This is a genomic window from Achromobacter sp. CSND-B12 (assembly GCF_052906545.1).
In genome coordinates, this window is the sequence record NZ_JBREGJ010000001.1 from 2,598,653 (window position 1) to 2,620,034 (window position 21,382).

At 67.7% G+C, this 21,382-nt stretch carries 22 protein-coding genes; 19 read left to right on the forward strand and 3 right to left on the reverse strand.

Annotated features, from left to right (window positions below; all coding sequences use genetic code 11):
* The first annotated feature begins 87 nt into the window (after nt 1-87).
* The 4 genes from ppc to ACUTAG_RS12150 all read left to right on the forward strand — a co-directional run bounded on the left by ppc (nt 88) and on the right by ACUTAG_RS12150 (nt 6,626).
* Nucleotides 88-2,934: a phosphoenolpyruvate carboxylase gene (gene ppc / locus ACUTAG_RS12135; protein ID WP_024070573.1), complete on the forward strand. Its 2,847-nt coding sequence runs from the start codon at nt 88-90 to the stop codon at nt 2,932-2,934.
* Between the two features lie 345 nt (nt 2,935-3,279).
* Nucleotides 3,280-4,215 carry a 3-hydroxyacyl-CoA dehydrogenase family protein gene (locus tag ACUTAG_RS12140; protein ID WP_148317342.1) on the forward strand — a complete coding sequence of 312 codons (936 nt, stop codon included), beginning with the start codon at nt 3,280-3,282 and terminating at the stop codon, nt 4,213-4,215.
* 185 nt (nt 4,216-4,400) lie between these two features.
* Nucleotides 4,401-5,741, forward strand: a complete 1,341-nt coding sequence (locus tag ACUTAG_RS12145; RefSeq protein ID WP_006390043.1) for a short-chain fatty acid transporter — start codon at nt 4,401-4,403, stop codon at nt 5,739-5,741.
* A gap of 156 nt (nt 5,742-5,897) precedes the next feature.
* On the forward strand, nt 5,898-6,626 hold the full coding sequence (locus ACUTAG_RS12150; RefSeq protein ID WP_006390042.1) for an SDR family NAD(P)-dependent oxidoreductase: 729 nt from the start codon (nt 5,898-5,900) through the stop codon (nt 6,624-6,626).
* 50 nt (nt 6,627-6,676) lie between these two features.
* Here ACUTAG_RS12150 and ACUTAG_RS12155 read toward each other — a convergent pair whose 3' ends face one another.
* Entirely contained in the window at nt 6,677-7,459 is a 783-nt protein-coding gene (locus tag ACUTAG_RS12155) for an IclR family transcriptional regulator (RefSeq protein ID WP_020926101.1), read from the reverse strand.
* 170 nt (nt 7,460-7,629) lie between these two features.
* Here ACUTAG_RS12155 and ACUTAG_RS12160 point away from each other — a divergent pair, with 170 nt between their 5' ends.
* From ACUTAG_RS12160 to ACUTAG_RS12185, 6 genes are read left to right on the forward strand one after another with little or no spacing between them, the layout of a single operon-like run.
* Complete coding sequence (locus ACUTAG_RS12160; RefSeq protein ID WP_024070578.1) at nt 7,630-8,319, forward strand: 3-oxoacid CoA-transferase subunit A; 690 nt, start codon at nt 7,630-7,632, stop codon at nt 8,317-8,319.
* Nucleotides 8,316-8,960: a 3-oxoacid CoA-transferase subunit B gene (locus ACUTAG_RS12165; protein ID WP_020926099.1), complete on the forward strand. Its 645-nt coding sequence runs from the start codon at nt 8,316-8,318 to the stop codon at nt 8,958-8,960. Before ACUTAG_RS12160 ends, ACUTAG_RS12165 begins: the two co-directional genes overlap by 4 nt.
* 52 nt (nt 8,961-9,012) lie before the next feature.
* Nucleotides 9,013-9,288, forward strand: a complete 276-nt coding sequence (gene catC, locus ACUTAG_RS12170) for a muconolactone Delta-isomerase (RefSeq protein WP_020926098.1) — start codon at nt 9,013-9,015, stop codon at nt 9,286-9,288.
* A 12-nt stretch (nt 9,289-9,300) separates the two neighbouring features.
* Nucleotides 9,301-9,597 carry a YciI family protein gene (locus tag ACUTAG_RS12175; protein ID WP_024070579.1) on the forward strand — a complete coding sequence of 99 codons (297 nt, stop codon included), beginning with the start codon at nt 9,301-9,303 and terminating at the stop codon, nt 9,595-9,597.
* Between the two features lie 55 nt (nt 9,598-9,652).
* Nucleotides 9,653-10,432, forward strand: a complete 780-nt coding sequence (gene pcaD, locus ACUTAG_RS12180; RefSeq protein WP_006390033.1) for a 3-oxoadipate enol-lactonase — start codon at nt 9,653-9,655, stop codon at nt 10,430-10,432.
* Nucleotides 10,433-10,435: 3 nt separating this feature from the next.
* The gene (locus ACUTAG_RS12185; protein WP_446650203.1) at nt 10,436-11,476 is read left to right on the forward strand and encodes a cyclase family protein; all 1,041 of its coding nucleotides are present in this window, start codon (nt 10,436-10,438) and stop codon (nt 11,474-11,476) included.
* 180 nt (nt 11,477-11,656) lie between these two features.
* On the opposite strand, the gene ACUTAG_RS12190 is transcribed toward ACUTAG_RS12185, so the two are convergent.
* Nucleotides 11,657-12,025: a PsiF family protein gene (locus ACUTAG_RS12190; protein ID WP_024070582.1), complete on the reverse strand. Its 369-nt coding sequence runs from the start codon at nt 12,023-12,025 to the stop codon at nt 11,657-11,659.
* 378 nt (nt 12,026-12,403) lie between these two features.
* Here ACUTAG_RS12190 and ACUTAG_RS12195 point away from each other — a divergent pair, with 378 nt between their 5' ends.
* Together ACUTAG_RS12195 and ACUTAG_RS12200 are read left to right on the forward strand one after the other, a co-directional pair.
* Nucleotides 12,404-12,739, forward strand: a complete 336-nt coding sequence (locus ACUTAG_RS12195; RefSeq protein ID WP_148317346.1) for an FxLYD domain-containing protein — start codon at nt 12,404-12,406, stop codon at nt 12,737-12,739.
* A 304-nt stretch (nt 12,740-13,043) separates the two neighbouring features.
* The gene (locus ACUTAG_RS12200) at nt 13,044-13,694 is read left to right on the forward strand and encodes a carbonic anhydrase (RefSeq protein WP_006390028.1); all 651 of its coding nucleotides are present in this window, start codon (nt 13,044-13,046) and stop codon (nt 13,692-13,694) included.
* Nucleotides 13,695-14,200: 506 nt separating this feature from the next.
* On the opposite strand, the gene ACUTAG_RS12205 is transcribed toward ACUTAG_RS12200, so the two are convergent.
* Nucleotides 14,201-14,857, reverse strand: coding sequence for a GntR family transcriptional regulator (locus tag ACUTAG_RS12205; protein ID WP_230846684.1), 657 nt, complete (start codon nt 14,855-14,857; stop codon nt 14,201-14,203).
* Between the two features lie 226 nt (nt 14,858-15,083).
* Here ACUTAG_RS12205 and ACUTAG_RS12210 point away from each other — a divergent pair, with 226 nt between their 5' ends.
* From ACUTAG_RS12210 to ACUTAG_RS12240, 7 genes are all read left to right on the forward strand, one after another.
* The gene (locus tag ACUTAG_RS12210) at nt 15,084-15,875 is read left to right on the forward strand and encodes an SDR family NAD(P)-dependent oxidoreductase (protein ID WP_006390026.1); all 792 of its coding nucleotides are present in this window, start codon (nt 15,084-15,086) and stop codon (nt 15,873-15,875) included.
* Between the two features lie 92 nt (nt 15,876-15,967).
* Entirely contained in the window at nt 15,968-17,179 is a 1,212-nt protein-coding gene (locus tag ACUTAG_RS12215; protein ID WP_024070586.1) for an ABC transporter substrate-binding protein, read from the forward strand.
* Nucleotides 17,180-17,240: 61 nt separating this feature from the next.
* Nucleotides 17,241-18,143, forward strand: coding sequence for a branched-chain amino acid ABC transporter permease (locus tag ACUTAG_RS12220; protein WP_006390024.1), 903 nt, complete (start codon nt 17,241-17,243; stop codon nt 18,141-18,143).
* Nucleotides 18,140-19,144 (forward strand): branched-chain amino acid ABC transporter permease, encoded by a 1,005-nt coding sequence (locus ACUTAG_RS12225; protein ID WP_038504514.1) that lies wholly within the window; start codon nt 18,140-18,142, stop codon nt 19,142-19,144. Before ACUTAG_RS12220 ends, ACUTAG_RS12225 begins: the two co-directional genes overlap by 4 nt.
* Nucleotides 19,141-19,905, forward strand: coding sequence for an ABC transporter ATP-binding protein (locus tag ACUTAG_RS12230; RefSeq protein WP_049054129.1), 765 nt, complete (start codon nt 19,141-19,143; stop codon nt 19,903-19,905). Before ACUTAG_RS12225 ends, ACUTAG_RS12230 begins: the two co-directional genes overlap by 4 nt.
* Nucleotides 19,898-20,617, forward strand: coding sequence for an ABC transporter ATP-binding protein (locus tag ACUTAG_RS12235; protein ID WP_024070589.1), 720 nt, complete (start codon nt 19,898-19,900; stop codon nt 20,615-20,617). The genes ACUTAG_RS12230 and ACUTAG_RS12235 overlap by 8 nt, the downstream gene beginning before the upstream one ends.
* A 9-nt stretch (nt 20,618-20,626) precedes the next feature.
* Entirely contained in the window at nt 20,627-21,382 is a 756-nt protein-coding gene (locus tag ACUTAG_RS12240) for an SDR family NAD(P)-dependent oxidoreductase (protein WP_148317349.1), read from the forward strand.

Genomic DNA, 21,382 nt, shown 5'->3' on the forward strand with positions numbered 1-21,382 from the left:
TCGGTGCCGTTCTCGTTTACGGTTTACCCGCAGTGCGCATCACCTGACCCTTCCCCTTTTCCAGCAGCCCGACGGATCTCCCGCCCGATGAATGCCAGCCGCCCGCAGTCCGATTCAGCAGAACCCTTGCGTCACGATATCCGGCTGTTAGGCCGATTGCTCGGCGAAGTCATCGCCGAATGCGAAGGCAAACGCGTCTTCGACACCATCGAGACCCTGCGCCGCACCGCCGTCAAATTCCGCCGCGAAGGCAATGCCGCCGACGGCAAGCTGCTGGAACAGCGCGTCAAGCACCTGCAGGGCAGCGACCCCAACTCGGTGGCGCGCGCCTTCAGCTATTTCCTGCACCTGTCCAACATCGCCGAGGACCGCGACCAGAACCGCAGCCAGCGCGCCCGCGCGCTGGCGGGCGACGCGCCGGCCCGCGGCAGCCTGCACGATGCCGTGCAGACCCTGGGCCGCCAGGGCGTGACGCCCGCGCGCATCCGCCGCCTGCTGGCCGAGGCCTGCGTCATGCCGGTGCTGACCGCCCACCCCACCGAGGTGCAGCGCAAGAGCACGCTGGACGTGCATCGCGAGATCGCCGCGGCATTGACCCAGCGCGACCAACCCCTGACTCCCGAGGAACTGGCCGAGCTCGACGCCGCGCTGCTCGGCCGCGTGGCCACGCTGTGGCAGACGCGCATGCTGCGCTACACCCGCCTGACGGTGGCCGACGAAATCGAGAACGCGCTGTCGTACTACCGCAGCACCTTCCTGCAGGTCATCCCGCGCGTCTACGGCGACCTGTCCAAGCTGCTCAACCGCGACGCCAAGCCCTTCGGCGCCCCGCCCGCGCCGCTGGAGCCGTTCCTGCGCATGGGCAGCTGGATCGGCGGCGACCGCGACGGCAACCCCAACGTCGACGCCGACACGCTGGAGCGGGCCCTGCTGCGCCAGGCCACGGTGCTGTTCGAGCACTATCTGCAGGAAGTCCACGCGCTGGGCGCCGAACTGTCCATCACCACGCTGCTGATCGCGGTCGACCCGGCGCTGCTGGCGCTGGCCGAACACAGCGGCGACGACTCGCCGCATCGCAGCGACGAGCCCTACCGCCGCGCGCTGGTCGGCGTCTATGCGCGCCTGGCCGCCACCGCGCTGCGCCTGACCGGCCAGAACCTGGCCCGCCGCAGCACCGTCGCGGCGCAACCCTACGACACGCCGCAGGAATTGTCGGCCGACCTGGCCATCATCGCCGCGTCGCTGGCCGCGCATCATGGCGCGCCCATCGGCCGGCTGCGGCTGGCCGGCTTGCAGCAGGCGGTCGAAGTGTTCGGTTTCCACCTCGCCACGGTCGACCTGCGCCAGAGTTCCGACGTGCACGAGCGCGCGCTGGCCGAATTGTTCAGCCGCGCCGGCGTCACGCACGCGGGCCAGCCGCTGGACTATCTGGCGCTGGACGAGGACGCGCGCGTGGCCCTGCTGCGCGCCGAACTGGCGCAGGCGCGGCCGCTGGCCTCGCCCTGGATCGCCTACAGCGAGGACACCACGCGCGAACTCGCGGTGCTGCGCGCCGCCGCCGCCGGCCGCCAGCGCTATGGCAGGCAGGCCGTGCGCCAGACCATCGTCTCGCACACCGAAACCCTCAGCGACCTGCTGGAAGTGATGGTGCTGCAGAAGGAAGCGGGCCTGATCGCGCCCGCCGGCCAGGACATCCCGCCGGAAGACGGCCTGATGGTGGTGCCGTTGTTCGAGACCATTCCCGACTTGCAGCGCGGCGCCGACATCATGGCCGCCTGGCTCGACCTGCCCGAGATCCGCGAGCGCGTGAAGCGCGCCCAGAACGGCGCCCAGGAAGTCATGCTGGGTTATTCCGACAGCAACAAGGACGGCGGTTTCCTCACCTCCAACTGGTCGCTGTACCAGGCCGAGCGCGCGCTGGTGGACGTCTTCTCCAGCCGCCACGTGCGCCTGCGCCTGTTCCATGGACGCGGCGGCTCGGTGGGCCGCGGCGGCGGCTCCAGCTTCGACGCCATCCTGGCGCAGCCGCCGGGCACGGTGGCCGGCCAGATCCGCCTGACCGAACAGGGCGAGGTCATCCAGAGCAAGTACAAGGACGCCGAGGTCGGCCGCTGGCACCTGGAGCTGCTGGTCGCCGCCACGCTCGAATCCAGCCTGGCGCCGCGCGCCGAGGCCACCAGCGCGGAAGACGCGCACATGGCGCAGCACGGCCCGGCCATGTCGTTCATGTCCGAGACCGCGCAGCGCAGCTACCGCGGCCTGGTGTATGACACGCCGCGCTTTGCCGAGTACTTCTTCGCCGCCACGCCCATCGCCGAGATCGCCGGCCTGAACATCGGCTCGCGCCCGGCCTCGCGCAAGAAGGGCCAGCGCATCGAAGACCTGCGCGCCATCCCCTGGGGGTTTTCCTGGGCCCAATGCCGCCTGATGCTGACCGGCTGGTACGGCATGGGCTCGGCCATCGAGGCCTATCTGGAGACCGGCGCGCCGGGGGCGCCGCGCTCGCAGCGCGGCCGCCTGGCCCAGTTGCGCGAAATGGCGCGCGACTGGCCCGCCTTCCGCACCCTGCTGTCCAACATGGAGATGGTGCTGGCCAAGTCCGACCTGGCCATCGCCGCGCGCTATGCGCAGTTGGTGCCGCAGCGCGCGCTGCGCGAGAAGATCTTCGGCATGATCAGCGCCGAACACGCCCGCACCCTGGCCATGCTCAAGCTGCTGACGCGGCGCGAGCTGCTGGCCGACAACCCCGCGCTGCAGGCCTCGCTGCGCGAGCGCTTCGCCTACATCGACCCGCTCAACTACCTGCAGGTCGACCTGATCCGCCGCCACCGCGCGGCGCAGAAGTCGCCCGCCGCCGAGGCCGACGAACGCGTGCAACGCGCCATCCACCTGACCATCAACGGCATCGCCGCCGGGTTGCGCAATTCGGGCTGAGGCGAAAGACCAACGCCGCGCCGGGGCCCCGCGCTCCGGCGCCTTCTTTGCCCCCATCCCCTCGAATCGGCCCTCCGTGCGGAACGCGACGACCCCGGCAGGCGGCCTGGTGGCGCCCCGCACTGTCCACCTGCCGAACACCGCAAAAAGGCCATTTGTCCACCCCCGGCAACTTTTAGTACTATCTTTTCCAGAAATTCTATATACGCACAAATGTTCGTATATAGAACAAAACGATTTTTCTGGCCCGCGCACAGGAAGACACCGACGGAAGAGACAGATCGCAGTTCCCTGGTTCCGCCTGTGCCGCCCGCCGCGCGCGCCGTGTAAGGCAAGCGAACCCTCATGGATACTCCCCTGCAGAATCTGGCCGTCATCGGCGCCGGCGCCATGGGCAGCGGCATCGCCGCGCTCTTCGCCTCGAAGGGATTGGACGTGGTCCTGGTCGATCCGATGGACGGCGCCCTGGATCGCGCCCGCGCCGTCATCGAACGCCAGTTGAACGTCTACGCGCCCGGCCAGGTCGACGCCGTGATGCAACGCATCCGCATGGCGCCCGGCCTGGACGCGGCCGCCAGCTGCGACCTGGTGATCGAGGCGGTGCCCGAGAACCTGGAGCTCAAGCGCGGCCTGTTCGCGCAGCTCGATGCGCTGTGCAAGCCCGAAGCCATCTTCGCCACCAACACCTCGGGCCTGTCGATCAACGCCATCGCCAGTGCTGTCGCGCGCCGCGACCGCTTTGTCGGCACGCACTTCTTCACCCCCGCCGACGTCATCCCGCTGGTCGAAGTGGTGCGCAACGACGCCACCTCGGAAGACACCGTGGCGCGCGTCATGGCGACGCTGCGCCTGGGCGGCAAACGCCCGGTGCTGGTGCGCCAGGACATCCCCGGCTTCATCGCCAACCGCATCCAGCACGCCCTGGCGCGCGAAGCCATCTCGCTGCTGGAAAAGGGCGTGGCCAGCGCCGAGGACATCGACGAAGTGGTCAAGTGGAGCCTGGGCATCCGCCTGGCGCTGTCCGGTCCGCTGGAGCAGCGCGACATGAACGGCATCGACGTCCACTACGCCATCGCCAGCTATCTCTACAAAGACCTGGAAAACCGCACCGAGCCGTCCGAGCTGCTCAAGAGCAAGGTCGAGAACGGCCAGCTCGGCGCCAAGAGCGGCCAGGGTTTCTACACCTGGAGCGCCGAACGCCGCGAACGGGTGCTGCGCGAGAAAAGCGCGGCGCTGGGCGAGCTGGCCGCGTGGCTCAACGCCAAGGCCGGCGATTCCTGACGCGGCAAGCGCAACACCGAAACCCTACACCATAAGGCGCGCGGCGATCCCTCCGACGCGCCAGTGGGCCACGAGCCCAACCACACAAAGAAACCGACCGTCCCACCCACCACGCGCCCCTGACCGGCGCGCGGCGGCGCAAGACACAAGAGCAATACGCCTTACCGGAGTTCGTAGGAGGCACCATGAATAAATTGGCATCTTTTTTCACTGAGCTGATGCGCAAGTATCTGCCCGATCCCTTTGTCTTCGCGATCGCGCTGACCTTGCTCACCGTGCTGCTGGCCATGGGCATCGAAGGCCAGGGCATCGGCGACGTGACCCGCGCCTGGGGCAAGGGCTTCTGGAGCCTGCTGGCCTTCACCACCCAGATGGCCGTGATCCTGGCCATGGGCTACGTGCTGGCCACCGCGCCGCTGACCGACCGCCTGCTCAACCGCATCGTCAGCCACGTGCACAAGCCGCACACCGCCATCATCGTCGCCACGCTGGTGGGCGGCATCGGCAGCTACCTGAACTGGGGCTTCGGCCTGGTCATCGGCGGCATCGTCGCCAAGAAGCTGGCGCTCAAGGTCAAGGGCGTGCACTACCCGCTGATCATCGCCGCGGCCTACAGCGGTTTCACCATGTACGGCCTGGGCCTGTCGGCCAGCATCCCGGTGCTGGTGGCCACCCCCGGCCACCCCACCGCCAAGCAGATGGGCATCATCCCGCTGACGGAAACCATCTTCTCGGTGCCGATGCTGATCACCAGCCTGGTGATCATCGTGACGCTGCCGCTGCTGAACGCCTGGCTGCATCCGAAGAAGGGCGAGAAGATCGTCGAAGTGGACCCGGCCATCGACCGCGACGCCAACGCGTCCAATGCGGCCGAAGACATGCTGGAGAAAGGCACCCTCGCCTCCAAGCTGAACAACAGCCGCATCCTCAGCCTGCTGATCGGCGCGCTGGGCGTGGCCTACGTCGCCTTCCACTTCATCGATGGCGGCTCGCTCGACCTGAACCTGATCAACTTCATCATCCTGTTCCTGGGCATCATCCTGCTGGGCACGCCGGCCGCCTACGTGGCCAAGCTGACCGAAGGCATCAAGACGATCTCCGGGATCATCCTGCAGTACCCGTTCTACGCCGGCATCATGGCCATCATGGCCGCCTCGGGCCTGGTGACCACGATCTCCAAGGTGTTCGTCGACGTCGCCACGCCGGCCACGCTGCCGTTCTGGGGCCTGATCAGCTCGTTCGTCATCAACTTCTTCGCGCCCTCGGCCGGCGGCCACTGGGTCATCCAGGGTCCGTTCATGATCGACGCCGCCCGCGAAATCGGCAGCGCGCTCAACCAGACGACCATGGCCGTGATGCTGGGCAACGCCTGGAACGACCTGGTGCAGCCCTTCTGGATCCTGCCGGCGCTGGCGCTGTCCAAGCTCAAGCTGCGCGACGTGATGGGCTATACGGTCATCATGATGTTGTGGGTCGGCGTGATCCACATCACCGCCGTGCTGGCGTGGGGCTATTTGACCCATTAAGAGGGCCCCCCCCTACGCGCTGCGCGCGCCCCCCAAGGGGGCGACACCTGCAGACCGGCAAAGCCGGATCTGGCGGTGTCCCCGCTGGGGGAAATGCAATGTTGAGGGGCGGGGTTCCTCGGAACGCCGCCAGTGAGAACTGAATTGGGAGCTGAGATGAGCAAACCTACCGCGTATCTGGTGACCGGCGGCAGCGCCGGGATCGGCGCCGCCATCGTCCGCATGCTGCTGGATGCCGGGCACAAGGTGGTCAACATCGACTACCGCCTGCCCGAGCATCCGCCGACGGGGCTGGTGTCGTACCAGGCCGACCTGACCGACGAAGCGCGCACCAAGGAAGTGGCCGCCGAAGTGACCGCGGCCTACGACATCGTCGGCCTGGTCAACAACGCCGGCGCCACGCGCCCCGGCACCGCCGACACGGCCACCCTGGCCGACCTGGACTACGTGGTCAACCTGCATCTGCGCACCGCGCTGATCCTGGTGCAGGCCGCGCTGCCGGCGATGCGCGCGGCCGGCTTCGGCCGCATCGTCAACATGTCGTCGCGCGCCGCGCTGGGCAAGCCGGACCGCGTGGTCTATTCGGCCACCAAGGCCGGGCTGGTCGGCCTGACGCGCACGCTGGCGATGGAACTGGGCGGCGACGGCATCACCGTCAACGCCATCGGCCCCGGCCCCATCGCCACGGACCTGTTCACCAAGAGCAACCCCGCCGGCGCGCCGCAGACCGAGCGCATCATCAACAGCATCGTGGTCAAGCGCCTGGGCACGCCCGAGGACGTGGCGCGCGCCGCCATGTTCTTCCTGTCGCCCGACAACGGCTTCGTCACCGGCCAGATGCTGTACGTCTGCGGCGGCACGACGCTGGGCGTCGCCCCGATCTGAGGCCGGCCGCCATGTCCGCCCGCCTGCCCGACTCCGCCCGCCCGCGCTGCCTAGCGGCGCAGCAGCGCGTGGTTGATCTGGTCGGCGGCGTGGCGCAGCGGCGGCAGGAAGGTCGCCAGCATTTCCTCGCGCGAGAAGCGGTTGGCATGGCCGCTGACGTTCATCGCGGCGATCACGCGGCCGCTGCGGTCGACGATCGGCACCGCGACGGATTGCAGGCCCGGCTCCAGTTCCTGCGCCACGCAGGCGTAGCCGTCGGCGCGCACGCCGGCCAGGATGGCCTTGAGCGCGCCGATGTCGGTCACGGTGTCCTTGGTATAGGCCTGGATCTGGCTCATGGCCAGCACCCGGTCCAGTTCGGCCGCGGGCAGGCCCGCCAGCAGCACGCGGCCCATCGACGTCACCCAGGCCGGCAGGCGGCTGCCCACCGCCAGGTTGATGGTCATGACCTTGTGCGTCGACAGACGCAGGATGTAGACGATGTCGGCGCCTTCCAGCACCGACACCGAGCACGACTCGCGCGTCTGCTCGGCCACTTCTTCCATGTAGGGCAGCGCCAGGTTCCACAACGGCGTGCCCGACAGGTAGGCGTAGCCCAGTTCGAGGATGCGCGGGGTCAGCGCGAACTTGCGGTCCTCGACCGTGACGTAGCCCAGGTGCTCCAGCGTCAGCAGGATGCGGCGCGCGCCGGCGCGGGTCAGGCCGGTCACGGCCGCGACCTCGGACAGCGTCATCTGGGAACGATCCGGGCCGAACGCCCGGATCACGGACAGGCCGCGCGCAAAAGATTGAACGTAGCTGTCGCTGGGTTGCTGGGTTGCTTGCTCGGCCATCCGTCTACCGCGAGAAAAAACGTTGCCGTTGCCGGCAACCCTGAAACGGGGAGGATCGCACCGCGCCGGCTTGCCTTGACGGTCGACCATCCCCATGAAACGATGTTCTTCAGAAGAACGAAAGTTCTAATTAAGAACAAATTATGACACGCCACCTATGAGCGAACACCATGATTTCTAAGCTTGTTGCAAGCGCGGCGGCCGCCCTCGCCGACGTCCCCGACGGCGCCACCGTCATGATCGGCGGCTTCGGCACCGCCGGCCAGCCCATGGAACTGATCGACGCCCTGCTCGAGCAAGGCGCCAAGGACCTGGTCATCATCAACAACAACGCCGGCAACGGCACCACCGGCCTGGCCGCCCTGCTGGGCGCCAACCGCGTGCGCAAGATCATCTGCTCGTTCCCGCGCCAGGTGGACTCGCAGATCTTCGACGGCCTGTACCGAAGCGGCAAGATCGAACTCGAACTGGTGCCCCAGGGCAACCTGGCCGAGCGCATCCGCGCCGCCGGCGCCGGCATCGGCGCGTTCTTCTCGCCCACCGGCTACGGCACCCCGCTGGCCGACGGCAAGGAAACCCGCGAAATCAACGGCCGCCAATACGTGCTGGAATATCCGCTGCACGCCGACTACGCCCTCATCAAGGCCGAGCGCGGCGACCGCTGGGGCAACCTGGTGTACCGCAAGACCGCGCGCAACTTCGGCCCCATCATGGCCAGCGCCGCGCGCGTGGCCGTGGCCCAGGTGCGCGAAGTCGTGGAACTGGGCGCCCTCGACCCGGAAACCGTCGTCACCCCCGGCATCTTCGTGCAGCGCGTCGTGCAGATAGACGCCGCCCAGGCCGCCAAGGAGCAGCAATGAGCACCAAACTGACCCGCGACCAGATCGCCGCCCGCGTCGCCCAGGACATCCCTGAAGGCGCCTACGTCAACCTCGGCATCGGCCTGCCCACGCTGGTGGCCAACCACCTGCCGGCCGACCGCGAGGTCATCCTGCACACCGAGAACGGCATGCTGGGCATGGGCCCCGCGCCGGCCAAGGGCGAGGAAGACTACGACCTCATCAACGCCGGCAAGCAGCCCGTCACCGAACTGCCCGGCTGCTCGTTCTTCCATCACGCCGACTCGTTCGCGATGATGCGCGGCGGCCACCTGGACATCTGCGTGCTGGGCGCCTTCCAGGTGTCGCAGCACGGCGACCTGGCCAACTGGCACACCGGCGCGCCCGACGCCATCCCCGCCGTGGGCGGCGCGATGGACCTGGCCATCGGCGCCAAGGACGTCTTCGTCATGATGGAACTGCAGACCCGCGAAGGCCAGAGCAAGCTGGTCGACGCCTGCACCTATCCGCTGACCGGCGTGCGCTGCGTGTCGCGCGTGTACACCGACGTGGCCGTGTTCGACATCCGCGCCGACGGCGTCACGGTGATCGACATGTTCGGCGAAACCACGGCCGACGAGCTGCTGCGCCTGACCGGCCTGCCGCTGAAGTTTTCCAACTGATCAATCCCCGCGCCCCGGCAACGCCGGGGCCGATTTCCTGGAGACACTCATCATGTTGTTCATGGTTCAAATGCAGGTCAATCTGCCCGTCGACATGCCGGCCGCCCAGGCCGACAAGCTCAAGGCCGACGAAAAGGCCCTGGCGCAGCAGCTGCAACGCGACGGCAAGTGGAAGAGCCTGTGGCGCGTCGTCGGCCGCTACGCCAACGTCAGCATCTTCGACGTGCAGGACAACGACGAACTGCACGCGCTGCTGTCGTCGCTGCCGCTGTTCCCGTACATGGACATCCAGGTGACGGCGCTGGCGCGCCATCCCTCGGCCATCTGATCGGAGCCGCCCATGCCCTACATCATCGAAACCTTCGACAAGCCCGACCACCAGGCCGTGCGCCAGCAGCATCGCGCCGCGCACCTCGAATACCTGGACGCCAACAAGCACCTGCTGCTGGCCTGCGGCGCCAAGCTGCAGGATGACGGCAAGGACCTGGGCGGCGGCCTGTACATCGTCGACCTGGACACGCGCGAGGCCGCGCAGCAGTTCATCGACGCCGATCCCTTCGCCCAGGCGCAGCTGTTCCAGCGCGTGACCATCACGCGCTGGCGCAAGGCCTACGTCGACGGCACCTGCCACCTGTAATCGCCACGCGGCCGCCTCCGGGTGGCCGCGCTTTCATTCCCCGAGGATTTTCCGCATGTCTTACGCCGATCTCAGCCAGGCACGGCTGTTCTACGTCATCGATGGCCCCGCCGACGCGCCGGTGCTGGTGCTCTCCAATTCGCTGGGCACCAACGCCGACATGTGGGCACGCCAGGTTCCCGCGCTGAGCAAGCACTTCCGCGTGCTGCGCTACGACACCCGCGGCCACGGCAAATCCTCGATCCCCGACGGCGAATACAGCTTCGCGCAGCTGGGCAACGACGTCGCCGAACTGCTGGCGCACCTGAACATCGAACGCGCCCATTTCTGCGGCCTGTCGATGGGCGGCCCCACCGGCCTGTGGCTGGCGCTGAACCGTCCCGAACTGATCGGCAAGCTGATCCTGTGCAACACCGCCGCGCGCATCGGCTCGGCCGAAGGCTGGAGCGCCCGCATCGCCGCCGTGGCCGAACAGACGCTGGAAAAGATGGCTCCGACCCTGGTCGAGCGCTGGCTCACCGACGGCTACCGCGCCGCCGAGCCGGGCCTGTCGCAGGTGCTGGTCGACATGCTGCGCCGCACCCCCGACGCCGGCTACTCGGGCAACTGCGCCGCGCTGCGCGACGCCGATTTCCGCGAACAGGTGTCGGCCATCACGGCGCCGACGCTGGTCATCAGCAGCACCCACGACCTGGCCGCCACGCCCGCGCAGGGCCAGGAACTGGCCGCCGCCATCAACGGCGCGCGCTACCTCGAACTGAACACCTCCCATATCTCCAACTGGGAACAACCGGAAGCCTTCACCCGCGCGGTGGTCGACTTCCTCACGGAGTAAACCATGCAGCGCTGGACCCATCGGCCCGAAGGCTCCAACTGGGGCGACTTCGGACCCGACGACCAACTCGGCCGCCTCAATCTCATCACCGAAGAACAGGTTCTGAAAGGCGCGCGTGAAATCCGCGCCGGCAAAACCTTCTGCCTGTCGCTGCCGCTGGACCTGCCCGGCGGCAACGTGCTCAACCCGCGGCGCCATCCGCCGCAACTGAGCCCGACGCGCCTGGCCGACACGCCCTACCTGAACTTCCCGCTGCGCAACGTCAACCCGGACGCGGTCGACGTGCTGAGCGACGACCAGGTGCTGCTGTCGATGCAGTACTCGACGCAATGGGACGCGCTGGCGCACGTCGGCGCGCTGTTCGACGCCGATGGCGACGGCCAGCCCGAGCTGCGCTACTACAACGGCTTCCAGGCCGGCGTCGACGTCATCGGCCCGGCCGATGGCGACCACACCGGCTGCGGCTGCAACAGCGGCGGCCCCTCGGCCGCGCCGAAGCTGGGCGTCGAGAACCTGGCGCAGAAAGGCATGCAGGGCCGCGGCGTGCTGCTGGACCTGGCGCGCCACTACGGCCCCGGCCGCACCCTGGTCGGCCACGCCGAGATCATGCACGTACTGAAGACCGACGGCATCGAGATCGAGCCCGGCGACATGCTGGTGCTGCGCACCGGCTACGCCGAAGCCGTGGTCGCCATGGCCGGCAAGCCCGACGCCGAGGTGCTGCACACCTACGGCGCCGCGCTCGACGGCACCGACGCCGCGCTGCTGCAGTGGATCACCGACAGCGGCATCGCCGCCATCTGCGCCGACAACTATGCTGTGGAAGCCTATCCCGCGCGCGAGAAAACCGGCCCGCGCGCCATGCTGCCGCTGCATCACCACTGCCTGTTCAAGCTGGGCCTGCCGCTGGCCGAGCTGTGGTACCTGAAGGATCTGGCCGACTGGCTGCACGCCAACGGCCGCCACCGCTTCATGCTGACCGCCCCGCCGCTGCGCCTGCCGCACGCGATCGGCTCGCCGGTCACGCCGATCGCCACGGTGTAGGTAGCGCCTGCGGTTGCGCCGGGCGTGGCGGGAATGCGCGCCTGGCAGGTACGATCTTCAACGGCATCGTCGCCATCAGGGCTCGCCGCAACGGGCGACGGCCGACTTGGAGCACGCAGAAAAAAGCGCCGGTCCGTTCAACGGCCGGCGCTTTTCACCTGCGCGGAATCAACGCCGCGTTCAGCCCTTCAGGCAAGTGCTCATGAAGGTCTTGCGCTTGTCGCCGGTCAGCTTCTGCTCGCCGGCCTTGGCGTTGCAGTCCTTCATCTTCTGCTGCTGCGGCGTCAGCTGCTTGGCGGGCGGCGGCGCCTCGCCCTTCAGGCAGGCGCTCATGTAGGTCTTGCGATCATCGCCCTTCTTGCCCTCGGCCGACTTGTTGCAATCGGCCATGCGCTGCTGCTGCGCGGTTGGCGTCTTGGCGGGCGTGGCGGCAGGCGCCGGGGTCTTGGCGGGTGCGGGCGTGGCGGCTGGCGTCTGGGCATGGACGGCGCCCAGGAAACAGGCGGACAACACGATGGCCGAAGCCAATTGGCTAGTACGGGAAAGCATGAGTTCCTCCCTTGAGCGCCCGCCGGCGCCATCCTGGCGCACACCCGGGCCGCAAGATCCGCCGGCCAAGTTGCCGGCGTGGTCATCATCGGACAAAGCCGCATGCTCCGCAAGCGCTGAAAGGACAACAAATGCTAACGCCGCCGCGATCGTTCAGCTTGCGGAAAGGCGCGGAAATACCCGCAAGTCGGAGACATTCCGATGCACTTGTGGCATCCACAGATGAATCTGCGGCCATCCCCTGCAACCTGTTACCCATTCATCCCTTTGGCCCGTTGTGCGCCCGGCGCGAAAGGTGTGAGATAGGCGCATGACCCCGACACGCGGCCCCAGAGTCCGCGGCTGGGACGCCCGGCAACCGGGTCACAGGAGACCGCCATGAAAACCGTCCTCGCCTCCCTCGCATTGCTGGCCGGCCTGACCGGTGCCGCCCATGCCCAAAACCTGTACGGCGTCACGCTGGGCAATATCCAGGCGATCCGCGACGCCAACGACAACGTCTCCACCATCACGGGTTCCCTGGCCAACCAATCGGCCCGCGCCGTCAACTACGTCATGCTCACTTTCGTGCTCTACGACGAACAGGGCCGCGAAATCGGCCGCGTGCGCGACGACGACATCGGCCCCCTGGCGCCGGGCCAGATCAAGATGATCCGCGCCATCACGCCGCTGCAATTCGCCAAGGTCGCCGCCCTGGACATCCGGGCCAGGTGAATGGTTGGCCCCCACGCTGCGCGCTGCGCGCTTGCTGCCCCCCGAGGGGGCTGTCCGGCCTTCGGGCGGCCGGACGGCTTTTCTTGCGCGACGGCCGCGCGTTTCCCACGCTGCGCTCACTTGCCTGACGGATTGCTCCGGCAAAAAACCCTTGTCTGGATAGGGTTTAGTCAAGCCGGCGCAAGTCCAATTGTGGGAAAATTCCGCAGCCGACTCGACAAAAGGGGCTTCCACACGAAGCCCCTTGTTGCGTCCGCCGGCACGCCGGCATGCCCGGCCCAGTTATCAAGGAAGTGAAAAGATCATGTTTCCCAAAAGACTCACCGAAGGCTATCAGTCCTTTCTCGCCGGCCGCTTCCACTCGGAACGCAGCCGCTACGAAAAACTGGCCGAAACTGGGCAAAGCCCGGAAATCCTGATCATCGGCTGTTGCGACTCGCGCGTCTCGCCCGAAGCCATCTTCGACGCCGGCCCCGGCGAAATGTTCGTCGTGCGCAACGTCGCCAACCTGGTCCCGCCCTGTGACCCCGACTCCGAATCCTCGTACCACGGCACCAGCGCCGCCATCGAATTCGCCGTCAACGGCCTGAACGTCAAGCACATCGTCGTCCTCGGCCACGCCTCCTGCGGCGGCATCCGCGCCTTCTTCGACGACGCCAAGCCCCTGACCAAGGGCGACTTCATCGGCAAGTGGATGTCCCAGATCGCCCCCGTCGCCGACGAACTCGGCCCCGGCGGCGACGACCGCGCCGCCAACCTCAAGCGCCTGGAACTCGCCGTCATCGGCCACAGCCTGAACAACCTGATGACCTTCCCCTCCATCCGCCGCCGCGTCGAAAAGGGCGACCTGGAGCTGCACGGCACCTACTTCGGCGTCGCCACCGGCGTCCTGTTCCTGCGCGACCCCGCCACCGGCGAATTCAGCCCCTGCCTGGAAACCGGCCTGCCCGGCTGACCGCTCCACAAACGCGGCGGCTCGGCCGCCGCGCGCATGTCGCCACGGGCAAATAGCGCAGGCGCATCCACGCCATGCAAACGCGGCCAGCACGCCAGACCGTCACAGCGTAGCCGCAACCCAGCGCCATCACCAGCGCGCAGCGTCATCCCGCCGACGCAACACACCCAAACGCCAAAGAAGGCCGCCCGCGCGGCCGCCTTTGGCGACCCCGCAAGACCTTCCCCTCCCCCCGATCGCTGGCAAAAAAACGCCAAGCAAACAACTCGCCCCCCCTGGCCCCCGTTAAGTCTCATCATGAGCGGGTGCCGGGGCAGGCGGGGGATGGCGGGGCGTGTAGATGCGCCCGAGGGAAACCGTAGGGAGCCGAAGGCGTACGAGGTTGACGCAGGGGCAGTCCGGAGCGAACGCTCCGGACCGCAATCGTAGCCCCGCCATCCCCCGCCTGCCCCGGCGCCCGCGGCTAAAGAACCCAACAACCGCCGCCAACAACGCCAGCAACCCCCTCAAACCCGATACGCCTGCGCCAACCTCTCATAATTATTCTTAAGAATGATCCCCGCATAGTAGACATGCTCCCGCATCAGATCCTCAGCCCGCGCCCCATCCCGCGCAATGATGGCGTTGACGATCCGATGATGATCATCGTGCGACCGCAGAATGATCCCATGGTCCTCCCACAGGATGATCCGATCCGACGCATACGGAATCGCCTGCGCCTGCGTCGCGAACCGCTTCACCCACGGATTGCCCGCCGCCTCCAGGATCCCGTTGTGCAAGGTGATGTTGACCTGCTGGTAAGGCAGATGGTCCTCCGCCAGCAACACCCCCTTGCCGAGAATGCGGTCGCCTTCGTCCAGGCAATTCTTCAGCACCGCCACCGCGTCGTTCGACAGCCCGCGCAGCGCCGCCTGCCGACAGGCCAATCCTTCGAGCGCCGCCCGCACCTCGTAAGCCGCCACGATCTCGGCCAGGTCATACGCCCGCACCGTATAGCCGCGCTTGGGCAGGTGCTCCAGCAGCCCCTCGTTGCCCAGCGTCGCCAGGGCCGCCCGCACCGGCGTGCGCGACACCCCCAGCTTCTCGGCCAGCGGAATTTCCTCCAGGCGGGCGCCCGGGCTGAACTTGCCATGCAGCACCCAGTCCCGCAGCGTATCGGTCACGTGTTGAGATAGCGTATCCATGCCCGCATTGTATACATGAAGAATACATGCGACAGCGCCCCATACCATCACGCTAGGGCTTTCCCCAATGAGAACCATCAAGTTTCATGCGCAGCTACGGGAAACCCCCTATACCTGCCTCCCCTTCATGTATACATAATCGCCAAAAATTCAGATCAGCGGACGCCGTTTCCAAGGCGGACGAATCCGCGCAACAGGAGGCAGCATGTCCAATGTATCCACGCCGGCCGCAGGCCCGGCTCCGCGGCTCGCGCTCGTCACCGGCGGTGGCGGCGGCATCGGCGCCACCATCTGCCAGGAGCTGGCCCGCGCCGGCTACCGCGTGGTGGTGTCGGACGTGGATGCCCAGCGCGCCCGCCGCGTGGCCGACGAACTCGGCGCGCCCCACAGCGCCCATGCCTTCGACGTCAGCGATGAAAGCGCCGTCGAAACGGCGTTCGACCAGATCGAGCAGGCCCACGGCCCCATCGCCGTGCTGGTCAGCGCCGCCGGCCTGCTGCTGTTCCAGCCCAACGGCGAACGGCCGCTCATCAAGGACACCACGCTCGACATCTGGGAACGCAGCTTCGCCGTCAACGCGCGCGGCGTGTTCCTGTGCGGCCGCGCCTACCTGCGCCGGCGCGAAGCCGCGCCGCTCAAGCATGGCCGCATCGTCACCTTCACGTCGGTCGCCGCGCAACTGGGCGGCTATCGCTCCAGCGCCTCGTACATCGCCGCCAAGTCGGCCGTGCTGGGCCTGACCAAGGCCATGGCGCGCGAATCCGCGCACCTGGGCATCACCGTCAACGGCATCGCGCCGGGGCTGATCGACACCGACATGCTGCGCAGCACCGTCACCAGCAGCGGCGCGCTCGCGGCGGCCGCCCAGGCGATTCCGCTGGGCCGCATCGGCACGGTGGACGATGTCGCCGCCGCGGTGCGTTTCCTGGCCTCGGAAGAAGCGGGCTACATCACCGGCAGCGTCATCGACGTCAACGGCGGCTACCGCATGCAGTGAACCCTGTGCAATGAACCCAATCCGGCGGCTTCGCCGCCAAGCAGCAACGCGCCATCGATAAAGGCGCGCACTCAAAAAACGGGAGACAAACCATGAAGCACCTCCGCCGCCACGCGGCCGCCGCGCTATGCGCCCTCGCCCTGGGCGCTTCCGCCCAGGCCCAGCAGGAACCCGGCATCACCGACAAGACCATCAGGATCGGCCTGTTCGCGCCCCTGTCGGGCAGCGGCATGGCCTATGGCTTTGACGTGCTGAACGCCGCCAAGATGTGGTACGCCAAGGTCAACAAGGAAGGCGGCATCAACGGCCGCCAGATCGAGCTGGTGATCGAGGACGACCGCTGCAACGCCAACGACCTGGTGGCGGCGGTCAAGAAGCTGACGGAGCAGGACAAGGTGTTCCTGCTGAACGGCGGCTCGTGCTCGGCCGCCGTGGTGGCCGCGCGCGAATACGTCGAGCGCGAGAAGGTGCCGCTGGTCATGCTCAACGCCTCGGGCGACGGCGCGCTGTATCCGCCGTCCAAGTACATCTACGGCGCGTTCTCGATCTCGCAGCACGCCGTGGGCGGCTCGATGGTGCAGTTCGCCGCCGAGCATCTCAAGGCCAAGAAGATCGGCTACATCAACCATGACGATGCCTACGGCGGCTGGAACCTGGAAGCCGCCCAGGCCCAGTCCAAGCAGCTGGGCGGCCTGAACCTGCAGGTGCAATCGGTCAATCCCAACATCACCGACGTGACCGCGCCGATGCTCAAGATCCGCGCCGGCAATCCCGACGTGCTGCTGCTGACGACGTATGCTCGGCCCGCCGCGCTGATCATCAAGAAGGCGCAGGAACTGGGCTGGAACAAGCCCATCGTGCTGGCCGTCAACGGCACCGCCGACCTGAAGCAGCTGGTGGAGAACGTCGGCAACAAGGACGCCTTCAAGAACGTCTACATCCAGGAAGTGCTGAGCGACATGCCCGGCGGGCCCAAGCTGACCTGGGTCTACGACATGTACAAGCAGGCCTATCCGGACCTGGCCGCCAAGCCCGGCCATCCGCAGACCTACATGCCCTACGGCCTGCCGCCCGCCATGGCGGTGGTCAATGCGCTCAAGGCCGCCGGCCCGCAGCCCACCCGCGAGAAGGTGCTGGCCGCGCTGGAGACCATGAAGTTCGATTCCGGCGTCATGGCCGGCCCGATCGAATTCGGCCCGAACGACCGCGCCGCGCAGGAATCGGCCATCTACATCAAGTTCGACGGCACCAACATGTCGCTCGTGCCGGGCGCCTTCAAGAGCGTCTGGCAGTACCAGCCGTAACCGCCGCCACAGGCCAGGTCCGCGCCGCGGCACAGCGCCGCGCGGACCGCCGGAGACCATCATGAGCTTTGCCGATATCTGGTTGTTCCTGCAGCAGGGGGTGCTGTCGGGACTGGTGACGGGCAGCGTGTATGCGCTGCTGGCGGTCGCCGTTGTCATCATTTTCAAGACCACGGATGTGCCCAATTTCGCCCAGGGCGAGATCTTCATGGTCGGGGGCTACGTCGCCCTGTTCCTGACCCTGGTGATGGGCTGGCCCTACCTGGCGGTCATCCCGGTGACGCTGGCCGTGGTGGCCGTGGTCTCCGGCCTGTTCCAGCGCGTCGTCATGGAGCGCGTCATCGCCTCCAGGGGCGTGGGCGTGCAGATGGTGATCGCCACGCTGGGCCTGGCCTACGCCCTTAAAGGGCTGGTGCGCCAGACCGGACTGGGCGACACGCCGCGCTCGCTGCCGCCGCTGGCCCCCACCGACGCCATCCTCATCGGCGATGCCGTGCTGACACAGCTGGACCTGGTGATCTTCGCCGTGGCCGTGGGCGTGATGCTGCTGCTGTACGTGATGTTCACCTACACCCGCGTGGGCAAGGCCATGCGCGCCGTCGGCATGAACCCCAAGGCCGCGCGCCTGGTGGGCGTGAACCTGACGCGCATCCGCATGATGGTGTGGGCGCTGTCCGGGCTGATCTCGGCCGTGGCCGCGCTGCTCATCACGCCCAAGATCCTGATCACGCCGGACATCGGCCACATCGCCATCCTGGCCTACGCGGCCGCCATCGTCGGCGGCATCACCAGCCTGCCCGGGGCGGTGGTCGGCGGCTTCGTGATCGGCGTGGCCGAGAACCTGGTGGGCCTGTTCATTTCGACCAACGCCATCGTGGTGGCGCCCTTCGTCGCCATCATGGTGGTGCTGCTGCTGCGTCCGCAAGGCCTGCTGGGCGGCAAACTGCAGGTGAAAAAAGTATGAAATCCAAGACCGACCGCGCCCTGCTGGCGCTGATGGCCGTGGCGCTGGCGGCCCTGCCGTTCGTCGCCAGCGGCTATGTGATCTACGTCGTCAACCTGCTGATGGTGTTCGTGGTGCTGGCCCTGGGCCTGCACATCGTCATCGGCGAGACCGGGCAGTTCGCCCTGTCGCACGCCGCGTTCTACGGCGTCGGCATCTACACCGCCGGGCTGATCAACAACCTGTGGCATCCGCCCTTCTTCGTCTCGATCCTGGCGGGCGGGCTGTTGGCGGCCGTGCTCGGCTACCTGATCGGCGCGCTGGCGCTGCGCATGCGCGACATCTACCTGGCGCTATCCACGTTCGCCTTTGGCGAGGCGATGCAGTGGGTGTTCCTGAACTGGCAGTCGGTGACCAACGGCTCGAACGGCTTCCGCATTTCGCCGGCCACGCTGTTCGGCTATGAACTGGTGTCCGACATCAAGGCCTATCCCTTCGTGGTGGCGATCGCCGCGCTGCTGCTGTGGGTCACCGTGGCGCTGTCGCGCTCGCAGCTGGGCTCGGCCTTTCGCGCCGTGCGCGAGAGCGACGTGGCGGCGCAGGCCATGGGCGTGAACGTCAACGCCATCAAGCGCACCGCCTTCACGCTGTCGGCGGCCTACGCCGGCATCGCCGGCGGCATGTACACCACCTTCGCCTCGTTCATCCATCCGGAGAGCCTGGGTTTCCAGACCACCATCCTGATCCTCACCATGGTGGTGGTGGGCGGCATCGGCTCGGTGCGCGGCGCCATCGCCGGCGCCATCGGCTTCGGCCTGATCTCGGAGCTGCTGCGCCAGGCGCTGTCGTTCCAGGAAATCATCTATGGCGTGATCCTGATGGGCTTCATGATGTTCGCGCCAAAGGGCCTGTTCGCCGGCCGCGAGGCGCGCCGCCGCGCGCCGCCGCCAGCCGCGCCGCTGCCCGCGCGCCGGGACGCCCAGGGCGCCACCGCCAAACCCACGCAAAGGAGCGCCGCATGAGCGCCCAACCCTACCTCGACGTCCAGGGCCTGACGGTGAAATTCGGCGGCCTGACCGCCATCAACGGCCTGTCGATGCAGGTCGAACGCGGCCGTATCCACGCGCTGATCGGCCCCAACGGCGCCGGCAAGTCCACCACCTTCAATTGCGTCTCGCGCTACTACCGGCCGACGCAGGGCCGCATCGTCTTCGACGGCATCGACGTCACGAAAAAGAAGCCGCACGAAATGGCGGCGCTGGGCGTGGCCCGCACCTTCCAGAACCTGGAGTTGTTCAGCGCACTGAGCGTGCGCGAGAACGCGCTGCTGGGCACCTATGCGCACGGCGCCAGCACGGCCGCGCGCCTGCTGCGCCCGGCCACCGCCGAGGCGCGCGAACGCGTCGAGCACCTGCTGGAACGCGTCGGCCTGGCCGACTTCCTCGACACGCCCGCGTGCAGCCTGGACTTCGGCCGCCAGAAGATGCTGGAACTGGCGCGCGCGCTGGCCATCTCGCCCAAGCTGCTATTGCTGGACGAGCCCGCCGCCGGCCTGCGCAATCGCGAAATCGAGACGCTCGACCGCATCCTCACCGAGCTGTGCGAACGCGACGGCATCACGGTGCTGCTGGTCGAGCACGTGATGCAGCTGGTGATGTCGATCTCGGATCGCATCACCGTCATGTCGTTCGGCGAGAAGATCGCCGAAGGCACGCCCGCGGAGGTGCGCAGCAACCCCCGCGTCATCGAAGCCTATCTGGGCAAGGGAGCCGCCGGTGGCTGAGAACCTGCTTGAAGTCGAATCGGTCAGCGCCGCCTACGGCAATATCCGCGCCCTGCAGGACGTGTCGCTGAAAGTGCCGCAGGGCGCCATCGTCGCGCTGCTGGGTGCCAACGGCGCCGGCAAGTCCACCACGCTCAACGTGATCTCGCGGCTGGTGACGCCCACCGCGGGCAGCGTGCGCTTTGCGGGCGAGGCCATCCATCGCCAGCCGGCCGACGCCATCGTCAGCCGCGGCATCGTGCAGGTGCCGGAGGGCCGCGAGATCTTCCGCGAAATGAGCGTGCGCGAGAACCTGGAGATGGGCGCCTACTTGCGCCAGGACCGCCAGGCGGTCAAGGCCGACCTGGACATGGTCTGCGATACCTTCCCGCGGCTGCGCGAGCGCTTCGAGCAGAAGGCCGCCACGCTGTCGGGCGGCGAACAGCAGATGCTGGCCACCGGCCGCGCCATGATGGCGCGCCCGCGCATGATCCTGCTGGACGAACCGTCCATGGGCCTGTCGCCGCTGGTGGTGGAACAGATCTTCGACATCGTGCTGCGCCTGAACCGCGAACAGGGCATCACCATCCTGCTGGTGGAACAGAACGTGAAGCTGGCGCTGTCGGTGTCCAGCTATGCCTACATCCTGGAGAACGGCGAGATCGCGCTGGAAGGCGCATCGGCCGCGCTGGCCAGCGACGAAGGCGTGCAGCGCGCCTACCTGGGCGGCTAGGAGCGAACCATGACCCTGATGATGCAAGACAAGCGGGTCCTCGTCACCGGCGCCGGGCGCGGCCTGGGCGCCACCATCGCGCAGGGCTTCGCGCGCGAAGGCGCCACCGTGATCGTGGCCGACCTCGATCCCGCCCTGGCCCGCGCCAGCGCCCAGGCCATCTCGGCCGCCGGCGGCCGCGCCATCGACGCAGCGCTGGACGTGACCGACGCCGAGGCGGTGCGCGCCTTCGCCGCCGAATGCGAAGCGCGCCACGGCGCCATCGACGTGCTGGTCAACAACGCCGGCATCTCGGCGCGCGCGCCGTTCGACGATCCACAGACCCCGCAGATCTGGGAACGCGTGATGAACGTGAACCTGCAGGGCACCTTCAACGTCACCCACGCCTTCGTCGAACAGCTCAAGGCCCGCCGCGGCGCCATCGTCAACCTGTGCTCGATCGTGGCCTATGGCTGCGGCATTTCGACCGCCGGCTACGTGGTATCCAAGGGCGGCGTGCGCTCCTTCACCGAAGTGCTGGCGCGCGACCTGGCGCCGCACGGGGTGCGCGTCAACGCCGTCGCCCCCGGCCTGATGGAAACCGAGATGACCGCCGGCCAGCGCGCCCAGGCCCACGGCACCGACTGGTACATGCGGCGCGCGCCGATGGCGCGGGCCGGACGCGCCGACGAGATCGTCGGCCCCGTGCTGTTCCTGGCCTCGGCCATGGCCAGCTACGTCAATGGCGTGGTGCTGCCGGTGGACGGCGGCTACCTGGCCGTATAG